At 46.3% G+C, this 16273-nt stretch carries 14 protein-coding genes; 5 read left to right on the top strand and 9 right to left on the bottom strand.

Translation table 11 applies throughout. The annotated features are described in order from the left end of the window. Positions 1–82: 82 nt before the first annotated feature. The 7 genes from AYW75_RS00315 to manD all read right to left on the bottom strand — a co-directional run bounded on the left by AYW75_RS00315 (position 83) and on the right by manD (position 7622). The gene (locus AYW75_RS00315; RefSeq protein ID WP_067093775.1) at positions 83–1000 is read right to left on the bottom strand and encodes a sugar kinase; all 918 of its coding nucleotides are present in this window, start codon (positions 998–1000) and stop codon (positions 83–85) included. A 54-nt stretch (positions 1001–1054) separates the two neighbouring features. Next, on the bottom strand, positions 1055–2497 hold the full coding sequence (locus tag AYW75_RS00310) for a mannitol dehydrogenase family protein (protein WP_067093773.1): 1443 nt from the start codon (positions 2495–2497) through the stop codon (positions 1055–1057). 13 nt (positions 2498–2510) lie between these two features. Continuing rightward, positions 2511–3785 carry a TRAP transporter large permease gene (locus AYW75_RS00305; protein WP_067093770.1) on the bottom strand — a complete coding sequence of 425 codons (1275 nt, stop codon included), beginning with the start codon at positions 3783–3785 and terminating at the stop codon, positions 2511–2513. Positions 3786–3787: 2 nt separating this feature from the next. Next, positions 3788–4321 carry a TRAP transporter small permease gene (locus AYW75_RS00300; protein ID WP_067093768.1) on the bottom strand — a complete coding sequence of 178 codons (534 nt, stop codon included), beginning with the start codon at positions 4319–4321 and terminating at the stop codon, positions 3788–3790. A 67-nt stretch (positions 4322–4388) separates the two neighbouring features. Continuing rightward, positions 4389–5348 carry a TRAP transporter substrate-binding protein gene (locus AYW75_RS00295; protein WP_067093766.1) on the bottom strand — a complete coding sequence of 320 codons (960 nt, stop codon included), beginning with the start codon at positions 5346–5348 and terminating at the stop codon, positions 4389–4391. Between the two features lie 35 nt (positions 5349–5383). Next, positions 5384–6406: a Zn-dependent oxidoreductase gene (locus AYW75_RS00290; protein ID WP_067093763.1), complete on the bottom strand. Its 1023-nt coding sequence runs from the start codon at positions 6404–6406 to the stop codon at positions 5384–5386. Between the two features lie 4 nt (positions 6407–6410). Further along, positions 6411–7622, bottom strand: a complete 1212-nt coding sequence (manD, locus tag AYW75_RS00285) for a D-mannonate dehydratase ManD (RefSeq protein WP_067093760.1) — start codon at positions 7620–7622, stop codon at positions 6411–6413. Between the two features lie 208 nt (positions 7623–7830). On the opposite strand from manD, the gene AYW75_RS00280 reads away from it, so the two are divergent. Continuing rightward, positions 7831–8538 (top strand): FCD domain-containing protein, encoded by a 708-nt coding sequence (locus AYW75_RS00280; protein WP_067093758.1) that lies wholly within the window; start codon positions 7831–7833, stop codon positions 8536–8538. A gap of 24 nt (positions 8539–8562) precedes the next feature. Here the strand turns inward: AYW75_RS00280 and AYW75_RS00275 are convergent, their stop codons facing one another. Continuing rightward, on the bottom strand, positions 8563–9465 hold the full coding sequence (locus AYW75_RS00275; RefSeq protein WP_067093755.1) for a DUF808 domain-containing protein: 903 nt from the start codon (positions 9463–9465) through the stop codon (positions 8563–8565). A 131-nt stretch (positions 9466–9596) separates the two neighbouring features. Continuing rightward, complete coding sequence (locus tag AYW75_RS00270; protein ID WP_067093752.1) at positions 9597–10547, bottom strand: LysR family transcriptional regulator; 951 nt, start codon at positions 10545–10547, stop codon at positions 9597–9599. A gap of 354 nt (positions 10548–10901) precedes the next feature. On the opposite strand from AYW75_RS00270, the gene AYW75_RS00265 reads away from it, so the two are divergent. From AYW75_RS00265 to AYW75_RS00250, 4 genes are all read left to right on the top strand, one after another. Then, positions 10902–12788: a methyl-accepting chemotaxis protein gene (locus AYW75_RS00265; RefSeq protein ID WP_067093749.1), complete on the top strand. Its 1887-nt coding sequence runs from the start codon at positions 10902–10904 to the stop codon at positions 12786–12788. Between the two features lie 432 nt (positions 12789–13220). Then, on the top strand, positions 13221–14246 hold the full coding sequence (locus AYW75_RS00260) for a TRAP transporter substrate-binding protein (RefSeq protein ID WP_067093746.1): 1026 nt from the start codon (positions 13221–13223) through the stop codon (positions 14244–14246). A 70-nt stretch (positions 14247–14316) separates the two neighbouring features. Further along, positions 14317–14868, top strand: coding sequence for a TRAP transporter small permease subunit (locus AYW75_RS00255; RefSeq protein ID WP_067093743.1), 552 nt, complete (start codon positions 14317–14319; stop codon positions 14866–14868). Then, positions 14868–16187 (top strand): TRAP transporter large permease, encoded by a 1320-nt coding sequence (locus AYW75_RS00250; RefSeq protein WP_197478870.1) that lies wholly within the window; start codon positions 14868–14870, stop codon positions 16185–16187. Before AYW75_RS00255 ends, AYW75_RS00250 begins: the two co-directional genes overlap by 1 nt. Positions 16188–16273: the final 86 nt, after the last annotated feature.

Below are 16273 nucleotides of genomic sequence, written 5' to 3'. Positions count from 1 at the left end.
CGTTTGCAAGACATGCCCTCCAGATAGTATGTCTTGTCTTTTAGCCGCTGCCTCACAAGGGCAGCGGCTTTTTTATCCGCGTTTACGCTAGGTTTAGCAGATTTTCTGGCACGATCGCGCCACGGTGCTGTATTACTTGCGCTGCGATGTTGTGCGCAAGCTTGGCACTGTCGGCTTTACTCTTGCCTAACGCTAAACCAGCTAAATAACCGCCATTAAATGAGTCACCCGCACCGGTCGTATCTAGCGGAGAAATTCCTGCAAGCGAAGGTATAAGTTGTTCTTCTGACGCGATTAGACAACCTTCAGCGCCTTTTTTAACAATGACTTCCTGCGCACCTGCTTGCTGCCAAAACGATACCACATCAATATCTGTATGCAGGTCATTGAGCAGTTGCTCATCGTCGAGGGTCGTCATGACCGTGGCATGAGTAGTAGACACCAAATCTTGCATCGATGAGGACGCCTCAGAGGCACTTTGCCAAAGTTTAGGGCGGTAATTGGGGTCAAATACAACGTCGACCTGTGCAGCTTTGAGTGCATTGACAAGTTTCATACGTGCCACAGGGGTTAAAATCGCCAACGAGATACCTGATAAGTATACCATTTGATAGTCACTTAACGACGCCAATAGAGCATCGCCTTCATCGCCATCAAACATCCGCTTCGCTGAAGAGGTTTCACGCCAGTAAGTAAAATGACGTTCGCCGTCGTCGTCATTAGCGACTAGATATAACCCCACTTTGCCATCTTCTAAACAGCGAATCGAGCGCGTATTCAAATCAGCGGCATTGAGCGCATCAATGAGTTTATGACTGAGCGCATCTGTACCCACTGCTGTTATATAACTGACATCTGCTTGGTTATTCAATAGCTTCTTTAAGTAATAAGCCGTGTTATAGGTGTCACCAGCATAGTTTTTAATCAAGTTGTTAGGGGTATCGCCTGTTGTTAGTTCGATCATGCATTCACCGATGCAGGCAATTTTTATATTGGACATATGAGGACTCCAAGCATAGCCGCTCAATCAGAAATCAAGCGACTATGGCAATGTCTAAGAAGAGAGGGAATTGAGTGTAGACTGTAAAGGCGACTGCTGCAGCTGTGTCACTAAACCACTAATACGCTTACACAACGCCATATTAGTCAGTGGTGCAGGGAAAATATCTGTAATCGCCAGTAAAGATGCGACTTTCTCAGCGGTATACTCACTTTGACTAACGGCCTCGAACAGCGTTTTTTCCAGCGGATCATTGATTGATGTCTGCGCTTTTTGATGTTGCATCACGTACAACATCCAACCTGCTAGGCCAAGCTCTATCGCTTGACAAGCCATACCTTGCTGCGACAAATCGCACCAGCCTTGCAACCAACGCTGTGGCAATTTTTGCGATCCATCCATCGCAATTTGTTGTAAGCGATGCTTCAAACTGTCATTTTTAAAGCGCTGAATCAAAGCAGAGCAGTAATCTTCTAATTCTTGTTGATCAAACGATGGGAGGGTCGGTGCCACTTCTTGCATCATATAGAGACGCAAAAACTGTTCAATCGACGCATCGGATAACGCTTCGGCGACGGTTTCATAACCCGCTAAAGGGCCTAAGTAGGCTAACAACGAATGACTACCGTTGAGCATACGTAACTTCATCATTTCGTAAGCCGACACGTCTTCGACCATCTGTACCCCGCAGGCTTCCCATTGTGGACGGCCTTGAGGGAAGTTGTCTTCCACCACCCACTGGCTAAATTGCTCACACTTGACTACGGTTGGACTATCGATGTCGGTATCTTGCTTGATGGCAGCAAAGTCCGCATCTGTCATGGCTGGGACGATACGATCGACCATGGAACTAGGAAATGCAACCTGCTGCTCGATCCACTCGGCCAATTCAACATCAAACGCTTTGGCAAAGCTCACAACCGCCTTTTGCACACGTTTGCCATTGTGGGGCATGTTATCGCAACACAGCACCGTAAATGGCTCAAGGCCCGCGTCACGGCGCAAGCGTAAGCCCTGTACTAACAAACCAATAATGGTTTTAGGGCTATCTAGGTGCTCTAAGTCATGCTGAATATCAGCGTGATCTCTCTGCAACGTACCCGTCGCCGGTGATAGGAAATAACCTTTTTCTGTCACCGTCATGGTGACAATTTTAGTATGTGTATCCACTAGACGCTGTAGCAAAGCTTGTCGGCCCGCTGTGTCACCCGCGAATAACGCTTCTTTCATTGCACGAATTTCACGTACGGTGGCCGTATTTTGATCGGCGTATTCCACCACATGAAACACGTTATCAGCATTATTTAATTGCTCAACCAGCGTGACGTTCGAACGAATGTTGGCACTGACCAGTGCCCAGTCACCGCCAAACTTGGCTAAGGTGTTTTCGATGTACACCGCTTGGTGGGCTCGATGAAAAGCCCCCAAACCAATATGAACGATGCCAGCTTGATGCTGTTCAGGGACGACATAACTCGCCTCTACAGTAATATTCATAACGTTGTCTCAACTAATCCATTAATGAAGGAAGCCACAGCGAAACTGCCGGTACGTAAGACACCAGCAATAATACCGCAAGGTTACACAATAGGAATGGCCAAATGGCTTTCACCACATGAGACATCGGAATTTTACCAATACCCGCTGCGACAAATAGACACACCCCTACAGGCGGAGTGGTTAAACCAATCATCAGATTTAAAACGGCCATGATACCAAAGTGAATCGGATCCATGCCTATGCCTTCCGCCACTTTTAGTAGGGTTGGGAACAGGATAATCAGTGCTGCAATGGTCTCCATAAAGCCTCCCACCAGCAACAAAACGATATTCAGGATCAAAATCACTAAGATTGGATTAGACGTGATACCAAAAATAGCATCCGACAACATTTGCGGAATTTGTTCACTGGTTAAAATCCACCCGAACAAATTCGCCATGCCCACTAAGATCAATAAGCTGGAGGAACTTAACGCCGTATCCATGAGGATTTTTGGCAGGTTTTTCCAAGTAATGCCTTTGTAGACAAACATGCCAACTACAAATGCATACAAACTCGCCACAATGGACGCTTCCGTTGGGGTAAAAATGCCACCGATAATGCCGTATAGGATAATGAAGGTCATCAGCAACGCCCAAAACGCACCTCGTCCCACACTTAGCACTTCACGGAACGTCGCGCGTTTCTCACGGGGGTACTGCTTGCGTACCGCAATGATGTAAGCCGTCACCATCATTGCCACACCCAGCATCAAGCCCGGTACGACGCCTGCGATGAACATTTTACCCACTGATATACCGCTCAAGGACCCAACAATGATCATTGGCACACTTGGCGGAATGATCGGACCAATGGTAGACGATGCCGCGGTGACCGCCGCTGCAAACGGTTTATCATAGCCAGACCGTGCCATCCCCGGGATCATTACCGAGCCTATACTGGCCGTATCGGCTACCGCAGTTCCCGAAATACCGCCAAAAATCATTGAACCACCCACGTTAGCGAGACCCAGACCACCGCGAATATGACCTAATAACGAATTACTAAAGCGAATGATGTAATCGGTAATGTTACCGACGTTCATTAGGTTTCCGGCCAGAATAAAGCCCGGAATACATAACAATACGAATGAGTCCATGCCAGCATATAAGCGCTGAGGCACGATCGTCATTGGGATATCAGCCATAAATAGGTACGCTAACGAGGACAACCCCAAACAAAAAACGATGGGCAAACCAAACAGAAGCAGTGAAAAAAAGGCTACAAATAAAATCGCAACTTCCATGGTTATTGCTCCTCACGTTGAGTGGATGAAAGCAGCTCTAGGATCGCACCCAGTACGCTGTAAAAAGCAGTTAAGTAGAAGAAAATGGTCACTGAAATGAATACCCAGAGCATTGGCATTTCGAGGGTAGGGGACATTTGCCATTTTCCTATTTGGGCGTACTGCATCGAGAACGGAATCAAATACAACGCAAAGGCCGCGGTTAATACATGGCATGCCACAGTGTATAGGCGCTTCCAAAAGGGGTTGAGAAAGCCCTGAAACAACTCTAGTCGCACATGTCGATCATCCCGAATCACCAAGCCAGAGCTCAAAACAATTAAATAGATAAACAGATAACGCGACAATTCCTCGGTCCAAACAGGCGAGGTGGGTAACATAAAGCGAGAAATAACCTGTAGCAGGACCACGGCAGCAATCGCCAGTAACGACGCTGACGCGAGGATAGCGAAGCACTTATCAATCACTGTACGAATTGCCAGCAATAATGAGGTGGCTTTCACCGTTAAAGTGGTCGTAGATGCGGAAGCATTCATCGGACAGAACTCCAAAAAATAAAGAACCTCCCGCAAGATTAGCAAGGGGAGGTTGAGAGTGCCGTTATTAAATTTTGTTCAAAAGCTCTAGCTGCTCAGAAGTCAGAGACTCTTGAACCGCGGCTTTAACTTCTTTTTGGAAAGCATCAATATTTGGCTCAACAAACGTCATACCGCGCGCTTCTAAATCTGCTCGCAGTGCCGCTTCATCGGCAGCAAACATCTCATGTTCGTATGACTGCATTTGCGCCGCTGCATCCATTACGATCTCACGTAATTCCGCTGGCATGCTGTTTAATTTGTGAGAACCGATGACAACATAGATCCAGCTGCGCACATGACCGGTTAGATTCACGTAGTCTTGTACTTCGTAGAAGCTGGCACTTTTGATCAAGCTAAGTGGGTTTTCTTGACCATCAATAGTGTTCTGTTGAAGCGATGTAAACACTTCACTGAACGACATCGGAATCGGCTTGGCCCCCAATTTATGCCACGCTTTAACAAACAGCGGTACGTTCGGCACACGCAGTTTCATACCGGCTAAATCACTTGGCTCCGTAATCGGGCGATTCGATGTTAGATGGCGAGGTCCACGTTCAAACCAAGCAATCGGCTGCAAGCCCGTTTGTTGCTTGATTTGCTCTTCGATCTCTTGACCGACTTCACCTTCAACAGCATTTTTAAGCTGTTCAGAACTAGTGAAGGCATACGGCACAGCGAGTAACGCTGCTTTTGGAGCCCAGTTTTGTAATGATTCACCCGTCATTGTCATATCAGCAGTCCCTAGCTGGATGCTATTAATGACGTCTTGCTCTTTACCAAGCTGTGAATTTGGGTACAGTTTCACTTCAATTCGGCCATCCGATTCGGCTTCCGCAACCTCTTTGAACTTCAGCGCAGCTTTGTGCCAAATATTATCTTCTGACGCTGGGTGACCAAATTTAAGGGTCACGTCCGCTGCATGGGTCAGACCCGCAGCAATTAACGCAGAAGAAAGGGCAAGGGCTTTGAACATTGGTTTAATCATAGGTAACTCCGTTTTTTATTTTCGATCGTTTTAAGTTACTCACCCATAGTGACAAGCACTTTACGGGTAATTTCTGGGTGTTTCTCCATCAACTCGATGCCATCTGGCATTTCATCCAAGGCCACTCGATGACTGATCAATTTCAGTGGATCGAGTTGACCAGAAGCAATCAACTCCAACACTTGCGGGAATCGACGGTTGTTTAAGCGAGAACCAACTAGCGTAAGCTCTTTCTTAATAACTTCAATTTGCGACAGATCGCTTGGCGCAGAGCTGAAGCCCAATAGGCCAATGCGACCCGCAGGGCAGGCAATACGCAGAATTTCAGGTAGTAGGGCTGGTATACACGCCGCATCGGCAATCAATGGCACACCTTCACCGTTGGTCCATGCGCGAATGGTTTCTTCGACGTTTTGCTCACGGCTATTGATCGTGTCGGTGGCGCCCAATGCTTTGGCCGTTTCTAAACGCTCCGCAACAATGTCCGTCACGATAATGCGCTCTATGCCGATCGCTTTGGCGACTTGTACAATGGTCAAACCAATGACGCCTGCGCCATAGACCAATAACGTATCACCATCAATCGGATTCATACGTGACAGCACGTTCATCGCAATGGAGTAAGGCTCTACTAACGCCGCTTGTTCTAGCGTGACATTGTCTGGCAATTTAATGACGTTCGTGGCAGGTGCACTCGTGAACTGGCTAAAACCACCATTACGGTGCACACCAAACACTTGCATATTCATACAAACGTTATGACGTCCTGCACGACACGGATAACAGGTGCCACAGCTGATGACAGGGTCTACGCAAACACGGTCGCCAACTTCAAAGCCTGCGACATCATCCGCCAACGCCGTTACCACACCTGAGAATTCATGACCTGTAACACGAGGAAACTGTACGAATGGGTTTTGACCATGAATGATATGTAAGTCCGAACCACAGATTCCAGCGAACGACGTCTTGATCATCACTTCACCTGCTGCCACTTCCGGCACCTCAGTGTCGATTAGGTTGTATTCGTTAACGTTTTTTACTTGGAAAGCTTTCATAGGGTTACCAGTTCCACAAGGTGCCATCTTCTAAGCGGTTAACCGGAAGATAAGCTGGTTTGTAAGGGTATTTAGCAGCCAGTTTTTCATCGATGTCGACACCGTGACCAGGGACTTCACCTGGCGTAAAGAAGCCATCTTTAAACTCGTAGGCATGCGGGAATACCGCATCGGTTTCAGCTGTATGGGGCATGTGTTCTTGAATACCGAAGTTAGGGACCCAGGTATCAAAGTGCAATGCCGCGCCCATACACACTGGCGACAAGTCTGTCGCGCCATGGAAGCCTGTTTTGACATGATATAAGGCAGCGAAGTCAGCAATTCGACGTACATTGGTAATACCACCGGCATGGGTAATCGTTGCACGAATGTAGTCAATTAGCTGTTTTTGAATCAGCTCTTGGCAATCGTGTAGTGAGCTGAAGACTTCACCAATCGCTAGCGGTGTCGTTGTGTGCTGGCGAATGGTTTCGTATGACGCTTGATGCTCGGCCGGGGTACAGTCTTCTAGCCAAAACAAATGGTAAGGCTCCACTTCTTTGCCAAGACGCGCCGCTTGAATCGGCGTTAAGCGATGGTGAGCATCATGCAATATATGCAGATCGTCACCGAATTGCTCGCGCACCGCTGCAAACAGCTTAGGTACGTGATTTAGGTATTTTTCAGTGGACCAAACATGCTCCGCAGGCAAAGCTGAGTCGGCTGGCTCATAAGGCTTACCTGCTTCTTTCGCCACACCATAAGTAGTGGGAACACCTGGAATACCGCATTGTACTCGCACGGCTTTGTAGCCTAAGTCGACGTGTTTCTGGACTTCTTCTAAGCACGACTCAATGTCTAAGCCAGTCGCATGACCATAGACCATGACTTTTTCACGGCTTTTACCACCTAGCAACTGGTACAATGGCATGTTTGCCATTTTCGCTTTGATGTCCCACAGCGCCACATCAACGGCAGCAATCGCGGTCATCGTCACCGGGCCCCGACGCCAGTACGCACCACGATATAGGTATTGCCAAGTATCTTCGATACGCTGCGGGTCTTTACCAATAAGCGTTGGGATAACATGGTCTTCAAGATAGGCTACGACTGCTTTCTCTCGACCATTGAGCGTCGCATCACCAATACCATATACGCCTTCATCGGTTTCAATTTTAAGCGTAACCAAATTGCGACCAGGGCAGGTTACAATCACTTTTGCGGATCGAATTTTCATACTGACAAACCTAACTTATTATTTTTGGCATACCAAAAAATGGATTACAGGGTAAAAGTAGCTTAGTTTTTCACCAATAACAAGTTTTTATCTATTTTTGGCATACCATATTTAGAAAAAATTAGGATAGGGTGGTCATTACTCGACTTTTTTCCGCTAATGAGCAAATATGGTATACCACTTACGTTAAATCGATACAGTAACCATTATGGCAGCACGTCTTTACAAAGAAATTGGCGAACAGATCAAACAAGAAATCATCCAATCTGGCTTAAGCGTTGGCGATAAACTCCCAACCGAGCGAGTGTATGCCGAGTTATTCGGTGTCAGTCGCACACTCGTGCGCGAAGCGTTTATCATGCTGGAAATCGAAGAGTGGATCGAAGTAAAAAAAGGGTCTGGCAGCTATTTTAAAAGTCGCCCCTTGGAGCATTCGAAGCATGTCTCTGATGTGGGTCCCTTTGAATTGCTGCAGGCCCGTCAAGTGATGGAAAGCGCGATTGCCGCATGTGCTGCGCAAACGGTGACCAAAGCAGATTTACAAAAGCTCCAAGACACCTTGGAACTAGAGGAAGCGGAGCTTCATAGCGTCGAAAAAGCCAATGCCGCCGATCGTGAGTTTCATCTACTCGTGGCTCAAGCCACCCAGAATGCTCTGCTGGTCGACAATGTTCGACGTTTGTGGGACATGCGCGACAATAACCCTATGTGGCAACAGCTACATTCTCGGATTCCAGAGTCTTCTTATAGCGATCAATGGTTAAAAGATCACGAAAAGGTTCTAACCCAATTGCGTAAGCGTGATGCTGAAGGCGCACGTGAGGCGATGTGGCAGCACCTAGAAAACGTTAAGCGTACTTTGTTTGAGCTATCAGACACCGAGTCGCCAGATTTTGATGGGTATTTGTTTTCTTAGTGATGAGATAACCTTTCTGCCAATCTAAGAGCGTATTTTAGATAGCACGGGTCCAGCTACGTACTCCAAGACAAGGTAAACGAATGCCCCTGCTAATAAACCAATCCCTAAATTAATCATCATCGGGATAAGTCCAGATACAATGGTTTCGAGTGCGGGTGGTAAGGATGACAGCGGAGCTTCCCAGTGTGGTAAGGCGTGAGCAATGATGCCACCGCCGACTAAGAACATGGCGAAGGTGCCCACCACAGAAAGTGCTTTCATTAGCTTAGGTGCGAAGGTTACGAGCCCCATCCCCAGAGTGTTTAATAAGCCATCTGGGTACTTTTTTCTTAGATAAAGTCCTAAATCATCGAGCTTAACGATCCCAGCAACCAGAGCATACACACCGGCGGTCATAACAAAGGCTATAAGGGAAACCACTAAGACTTGGCTAATAAACGCAGCGTTTTGAACCGTACCTAAGGCAATAACGACGATTTCAGCTGAGAGTATAAAATCAGTGCGGATGGCGCCTTTGATTTTATTGTTCTCATAGGCCACCAAATCTGTACCCTCTGGTAGATTCAACTGATCACTGTGCTCTTTTTTATGCGTTAAGCTGTGTAGAACCTTTTCGAAGCCTTCAAAACAAAGATACAAGCCTCCAATCATTAACAACGGTGTAATGAGCCACGGTGCAAAGGCTGAAATCAGTAATGCGAGCGGCACTAGAATCAGTTTATTAATGAAAGAGCCTTTGGCAACGGCCCACACTACTGGTAGCTCTCGGTCAGCACTGACACCTGTGACTTGCTGAGCGTTCAGTGCTAGATCATCACCGAGCACTGCACCGGTTTTCTTAGCGGCCACCTTAGACATCAACGCAATGTCGTCCAGTAGGGTAGCGATGTCATCAATCAACGCGAGTAAATTTGTACCAGCCATGGTGCTAGCTCCTGCTTGGATGTTTCATTGACAGTACCACTAACCCACTTTAAAAAACGCCAATGACTCCGAAAATTAAATGCAGTATTAACGATTTAGAAAATGATCATGTGTTTACTCTGAGCCTAATCCTAATAAGGTGCGGCTTCTGAGGTGCTTTTATTCAGTGCTAAGTGCTCTTTTAAGACGGTTAAAAACAATTCTCTAGGTTTATTCGGCTGAGCGGTTTTCTTGTAGATAACGGCCATGCCAAGGTTGTAAAACCGCTGTGATGTGGCAACAGCAACAATATTACCGCGTTTTAAATATTCCGCCGCGTAGGTTTCAGGTAAGAAGCCAATGTATCGTCCGGATAAAATAAGCGCTAAACGCGTGTCGTAAAAATATGAGATCGCAGATAAAGTCATATTAGATATCTGCTCACTTGCCCCTTCATGAGGCTTCAAGCCCGCATGAGTAGCAGGGAAACTATCAACAGAATCGATTTGCTCTTGCTCAGATAACAGCGCCAATGGATGCGTTTTGGCCACATAGATATAGCAGGGTTCACTGTATAAGTGGATGTACTCAAGGCCATCAAGTTTACGGTGATAGGGAATAAACCCCACGTCTGCGCCATCGTTTAAAATAGTACGCTCAATTTTGGCCATGGAAGAGATGTTGGTTTCGAGCGTCACTTCCGGTGCGCGGTCGGTAAATTCTCGAATCAACTCAGGAAAGTGACAGCGAGGATCGAGACTCACCGAGTCCGACAAGGTAACACGCAAACGGCCGGTCAAGCTGGCATTGAGGTTGTTCACGGTAATACGAAACGCATCCAATGATTCGAGCAATGTTTCGGTCATACGATAAATAATCTTGCCTTCTTCGGTCAGCGAAAAACCACCACGGCCTCGCTTACATAAGGTGAGATTCAAACGCGATTCAAGATTTGAGATATGCAGGCTGATCGTAGAGCGACCAATATTTAACATGGTCTCCGCCGCTGAAAACCCGCCACAGTCTACGACTGTTTTAAAGACTTTCAGTTGCTTGATCTCGTAGTCACCTACTTGACCAAGCGAATAATTTTTCATACTCATTACAACCCCTTCTAACGCAGCCTGCACTTTATCAGATGTATCAGTCACCTTATAGCTAAAGACTTCTGATATATTGTTTAAGTTATTTTGCTTATCAAATAAGTTTGGTCAATCCCTAACTTTAGGTTTAGATGTTTACATTTCAATCAATCCTAGGCTTCTCTACTGTTTATTGGTTGGCGCTGATAAATGACATCACCCTGTTTATCTTCTTCAATGCAATTAAGACGACCCTTTCATGCTTCTTAATTGAAAACCTTCGTACTTACTTTATAGCCCGAAGCTCTACGCGGGCTTTTTTTTCGCTGACAAACTCTGTCTTAGTCTAACGCTTGCCTCAAAATAGGAGTTTTCGTGTCTCTATCACTTTCTTTACGACAGAAGTTAATCGCTGTCTTAGTCTTGGTCTGTCTCGGCTTTGCTGGGTTTGGCTTGTATGCCATCGTCAACTTTCAACAGATGCAACATGCGGCATTAAAAGCTAATCGCATTGCAGACAGTTACGCTAATCTGAGTAATTTAGAAACAACGTTGCTAAAGTTTGAGCGCCAGGCCGCTAACCCGACACCCGCTACTATGGATTGGCTTTATCAAGAGCTGGCACATTTGACTGAGCAAAACCAGCTAAGCGAAGCCCTTCAAAACCCTTACTTGGACCGCCAAGCTAAGCAAAGCATTACCCAATTAGCCGATAGCCTGCCTGAATACTTTACCAACCTAAACCAGTCTCTCGACATCATGCAGTCGCTTGGTGCAGATAATCAAAGTGGCGCATTGTTGGCTCTCAATAATCAAGCAAAGGAAGCACAGCAACAATTGTCCATACTGGCGCAATTCGCTGCGACCTTTAAAGAAGTGCGTACCATTGAGAAAGATTTTCTTGCCTATCCTTCCCAAGAAAACCTGGAGTCTTGGCAGAACAGCATTGATCGCCTGATGAAACAAATCAACGATATTGGCTTTGGTGACGATTTCAATCCACTGATTGAGTCTTATCGTACCGCCACAAACCAAGTGTCCAGCTTAGCCATGTCTTTGAAGCAATTATCGAGTCGCTTAGAATCTGCACGCGAACAAAACTCGGCAGCTTTAGGACAAGCAACCGAATATCTTCAAAGCCCGTTATTGGAAAATGCGCAACAGCAAGTTCATGCGACGGCCGACGACGCGCGTCGTAATCTGATTATTGGCGGCATTGTACTAACGTTAATTATTGGTGCAATTATTGCGACGCTGATTTATACACTGAGCCAAAAAATTCAAACCATTTTAAGACGCTTACAAGATGTCGCCAGTGGCAAACTGATACATCATTCAGACACTGGTCTGAACCACAACGATGAACTTGATCAAATTTTACTGACTTCAAGTACCATGACAGCGAACCTGAGTCAGCTTGTCACTCAATTGCGTGATAGTAATCAGGTACTCGTCGAAACAGCGGATCACCTGAGCGATGATGCAGTGACCATTGTATCTAGCAGTGAACAGATTCGAGATCGAAGTAATACACTCGCCACTGCCACTGAGGAAATTTCTCACACATCGGCTGACGTAGGAAATATGACTCAGCAAGTAAACGATGCGGCAAACAACGCTCATCAGTCAGCTCAGTCAGGCGCACATGTAATTGATGCCGCAATTGATGCCATTCAAGCGGTTGCCTCTTCCATTGAGCAAACCCATGTTAGTGTGTCTCAGCTTGGTGAGCGCTCCAAAGAAATTGACTCCGTTATCGACCTAATTGTTGGCGTTGCAGAGCAAACTAATTTGCTCGCTCTGAACGCTGCTATCGAAGCTGCACGTGCCGGAGAGGCAGGCCGAGGCTTTGCCGTGGTCGCAGACGAAGTACGAACTTTAGCCGAGCAAACTGTTCAAGCTACTAGCAGTATCACCAGCAAAATTGAAGGCATTCAGCGGGAAACACAAAATGTCATCGCGGCCATGGCATCTAGTTTAGAGCAAGTCGCCGCAGGCAAAGAGAAAGGTGAGACAGCTGTCTATACCATCAAAGAAGTGGAAGCGTTAACGTTGGATGCTGCAGAGCGGACACAAACGATTTCAGCATCAATTCAAGAAGTTGTTTTAACCACGCAAACCATGGCCAAAGACATGGATGATATTGCTCAAAGCATCGAACATAATTACCATGCGACACAAAATATCAAGGCATCAGGCCAAGACATTCATGGTCATGCTTCCAGCTTAACTCAGCAAATTGAACAATTTGAAATTAGATAGTCATTCATTTTTTAGAATTCGTCTGAGAGAAGGGGGGAGCATTGCTTCCCCTTTTTTATTGCTTAGTTACGGCATTACATGCACCATATAAGTGCATTAATATTCGCTATCATTATTGAACATTTATTAACCAAAAAAAACCAACGTTATTTTTTGAAAATGCTTTAATAATCAATTTACTAGATCATTAAATACGTACCTTTGTTATGGCATTATCGAAGCCCTAATTTAGGGCATGAGTACGAATCTAAATCAACTATACATCTGATTTATAAAGACTTTTAAAATACGTTCTATTGTTTGGTCAGAACAAAACTTTAGGTAGGTTTTGTATGGTTTAATTTGTGCAAGCTTTTTGAAAATATCCATAAAAGCCGCCATCGTCGGGGAGGACATGGCTAAATCTAGCAACTCTTTATCAAGAGGTTACTCATGTTAAAAACACTACAAAAAGTAAAAAAACATTTAGTCGCGAGTTCTCTTGCTGTCGCTATCGGTGCTGGCGCAGTAGCAACTTCAGCTCATGCAGCTGATTACAACTGGCGTTTTGCAAACCTATACGGTCGCGGAACAGCTTTCGGTGAAATCTACGAAAACTTAGCAAAGAATATCGAAACCAATACTGATGGCGCAGTAAAAGTACAAGTCCTTTACTCTGGTGAAGGTGTCGGTACAACAGGTATTCTTGGCGCAGTAAAATCTGGCCTTGTGACAATGGGTGCCCCATTCCAGTCTATGCACGCAGGTGAGCTTCCAGCAGGTGTCGTGGAAATCGGTCTACCAGGTGGTACTGATGACACAGACAAATTGCATGAACTGTTTTACGACAAAGGTTGGGACGAAATCCTTAAAGAAGCGTACGGTTCTCAAGGCCTAGTATGGCTTGACCCATACATTCAGCCACCAGTTTACATCATCACAAAAGAGCCAATCGAATCGATCGAAGACTTCCAAGGCCTGAAAATCCGTGCACCGGGTGCATACGGTAAGTTCCTACGTAACCTAGGCGCATCACCTGTTTCACTAGCATGGTCTGAAATTTACACGTCTCTTTCAACCGGCGTAATCGACGGGTCTATCGGTTCTAACATGATCGATCACCGTGACGGTAACCACGTTGAAGTAGCAAAATACATGTACAAACTGCCTCTAGCCGGCGCACAAGTTTTGCCAATCGTTGTTAACCGTAACGCTTGGAATAAACTAACGGACGAACAGAAAGCAGAAGTGAAAGCAGCAACTGCTACGCACGCTGAAGAGCAATTGACTAAGTCTAAGCAGTGGGAAGCTGAAGCCGTTGCTGAAATGGAAGCAAAAGGCTTGAAATGGTCTCCAGCGCCAAGCGAAGCAGACAAAGCAGCATGGGCAGAAGCCGGTGCTGGTCTTTGGGACGAATACGCTGCATCTGATGACTACAGCAAACGTCTGATCGACGTGCTACGCGCAGAACAGAAATAATCTATACTCCCTCCAAAGGCGAGCGTCTCCGCGCTCGCCTTTTTTCGTTTAAATCTCGAGGTACATTCCCATGTTATTGACTGCGATGAGGCTTTATTGTCATGCGGTCCGCCGAGTGGTGGAGTTCGTAGGCAAATCCGTTTCTTATGTCATGCCAGCCTTGGCGTTCGTCGTAGCTTTCGAAGTATTTTCCCGCTACTTCCTGAATAAGCCGACAATCTGGGCTTATGACTTATCATTGTTTATGTTCGGCTACATTGCTGCGTTAGGGGGGGCCTACGCACAACAGCGCCGCGGCCATATCAACGTCGATATCCTTTACAACAAAGTTTCACCCCGCATTCGCTGTTTGTTTAACATGTTTTCGTTTGCACTAGGCATCTTCTTCTTAGTCATTGTCTGCAAAATGAGCATCGGCAAATTTGAAGAGGCCATTGAATTTAACTACCGCCGTCAAAGTGAATGGGCACCGCAGATGCACCACTTCTGGGTCATGATCTGCATTGCCAGCAGCCTGTTGATTGCCCAACTGTCCAGTGACTGGTTAGACGATGCCGTTTATCTATTCACCGGTAAACGCTTATTACCTGAGCTGAATTTTGACGACGAGGACGACGCATAATGATGAGTATCGAAGTATTAACCGGCGTCCTGTTGGTTTGTATTCTAGTGACCTTTGCCCTTGGGGCACCGGTCGGTCTAGCGCTAGGTGGCATTGCCATGGGCGTTGGCTACATTACCTGGGGCGATGCGTTATTTAACGTGATTCCCACCACGCTTGAAGGTACCTACTTCAGCTTTATTCTGTTAGCCATTCCTTTATACATTTATATGGGGCAACTGCTAACACGCTCTGGTATTGGCGATGCCATGTTCAGTGCCAGCCAAATGTTGATTGGTAAAGTCCGTGGTTCATTGGCGATCAGTGTCATCATCGTATGTTCCATGATTGGCGCCATGGTGGGCATCATCGGCGCAGGTATCATGACCTCAGGCAGTATCGCACTGCGTCCAATGCTAGAACGTGGCTATGACAAGCGTTTAGCTCTGGGCGTTATCATGGCAGGTGGTGGATTGGGTATTTTGATCCCACCCAGCATTCCAATGATCATGTTTGCTTCGTCAACACAGAACTCTGTCGGCCGTATGTTCATCGGTGCCTTAGTACCAGCATTGATTACCATCGTACTACTGATCACGTACGTAGTAATCTCTTGTAAGATGAATCCGAAGAAAGCGCCGTTAGACAAATTACCGGACGTACCTCAAACCACCAAAGAAAAGCTAATGACCGCCCGTGACGGCGGCTTATCGCTTCTGCTGATCGTTGCGGTTTTAGGCAGCATCATCATGGGTATCGCGACGCCGACAGAGTCAGGTGCCATTGGTGTCGTGGGTGCTATTATTCTGGCAATCTTCTTTAAGCGCTTTAAGCCTAAAATGGTACGAAGTGCGGGGCTACGTGCCGCGGTTCTTGTCAGCGTCGCCATGTGGATCATCTTTGGTGCTACGGTGTTCAGTAACTTCCATCTATTGATGGGCGTGCAAAACATGGTTGCGGGCTTCACTCAAGATTTGGGCTTACCGCCCATGATGGTCATTTTGTTGTTCCAGCTGATCATGCTGTTGCTGGGGTTCATCATTGATGAATTCATCATCGTTTTGATGTGTGCACCGATCTTCACACCGATTGCCGTGTCACTTGGTTTTGATCCAATCTGGTTTGGTATCTTGATGATTTTGAACATCGAAATCGCGGTACAAACACCGCCTTACGGTTTCGCTCTGTTTTACCTAAAAGGCATCGCACCACCAGGGATTACTATGTTGGATATCTACCGCTCGGTTACACCCTTCGTCTTGATTAAGCTTTTGGTGCTACTGATCGTAATGTTCAACCCTGAGCTTGTGACGTGGTTGCCAAATAAACTCATGGATTAGCGATCGTTGATCTCTACTCTAGTGACATTAAAAAGCCCCTTAGACTGATGCCTAAGGGGCTTTTTTAGGTTCATAAAACACACAAA

Origin of the sequence: Marinomonas atlantica (genome assembly GCF_001639725.1) — a bacterium.
GTDB lineage: Bacteria > Pseudomonadota > Gammaproteobacteria > Pseudomonadales > Marinomonadaceae > Marinomonas > Marinomonas atlantica.
Note: the sequence above shows the minus strand (reverse complement) of the source record. Positions and strands in the feature narration are given on the sequence as shown.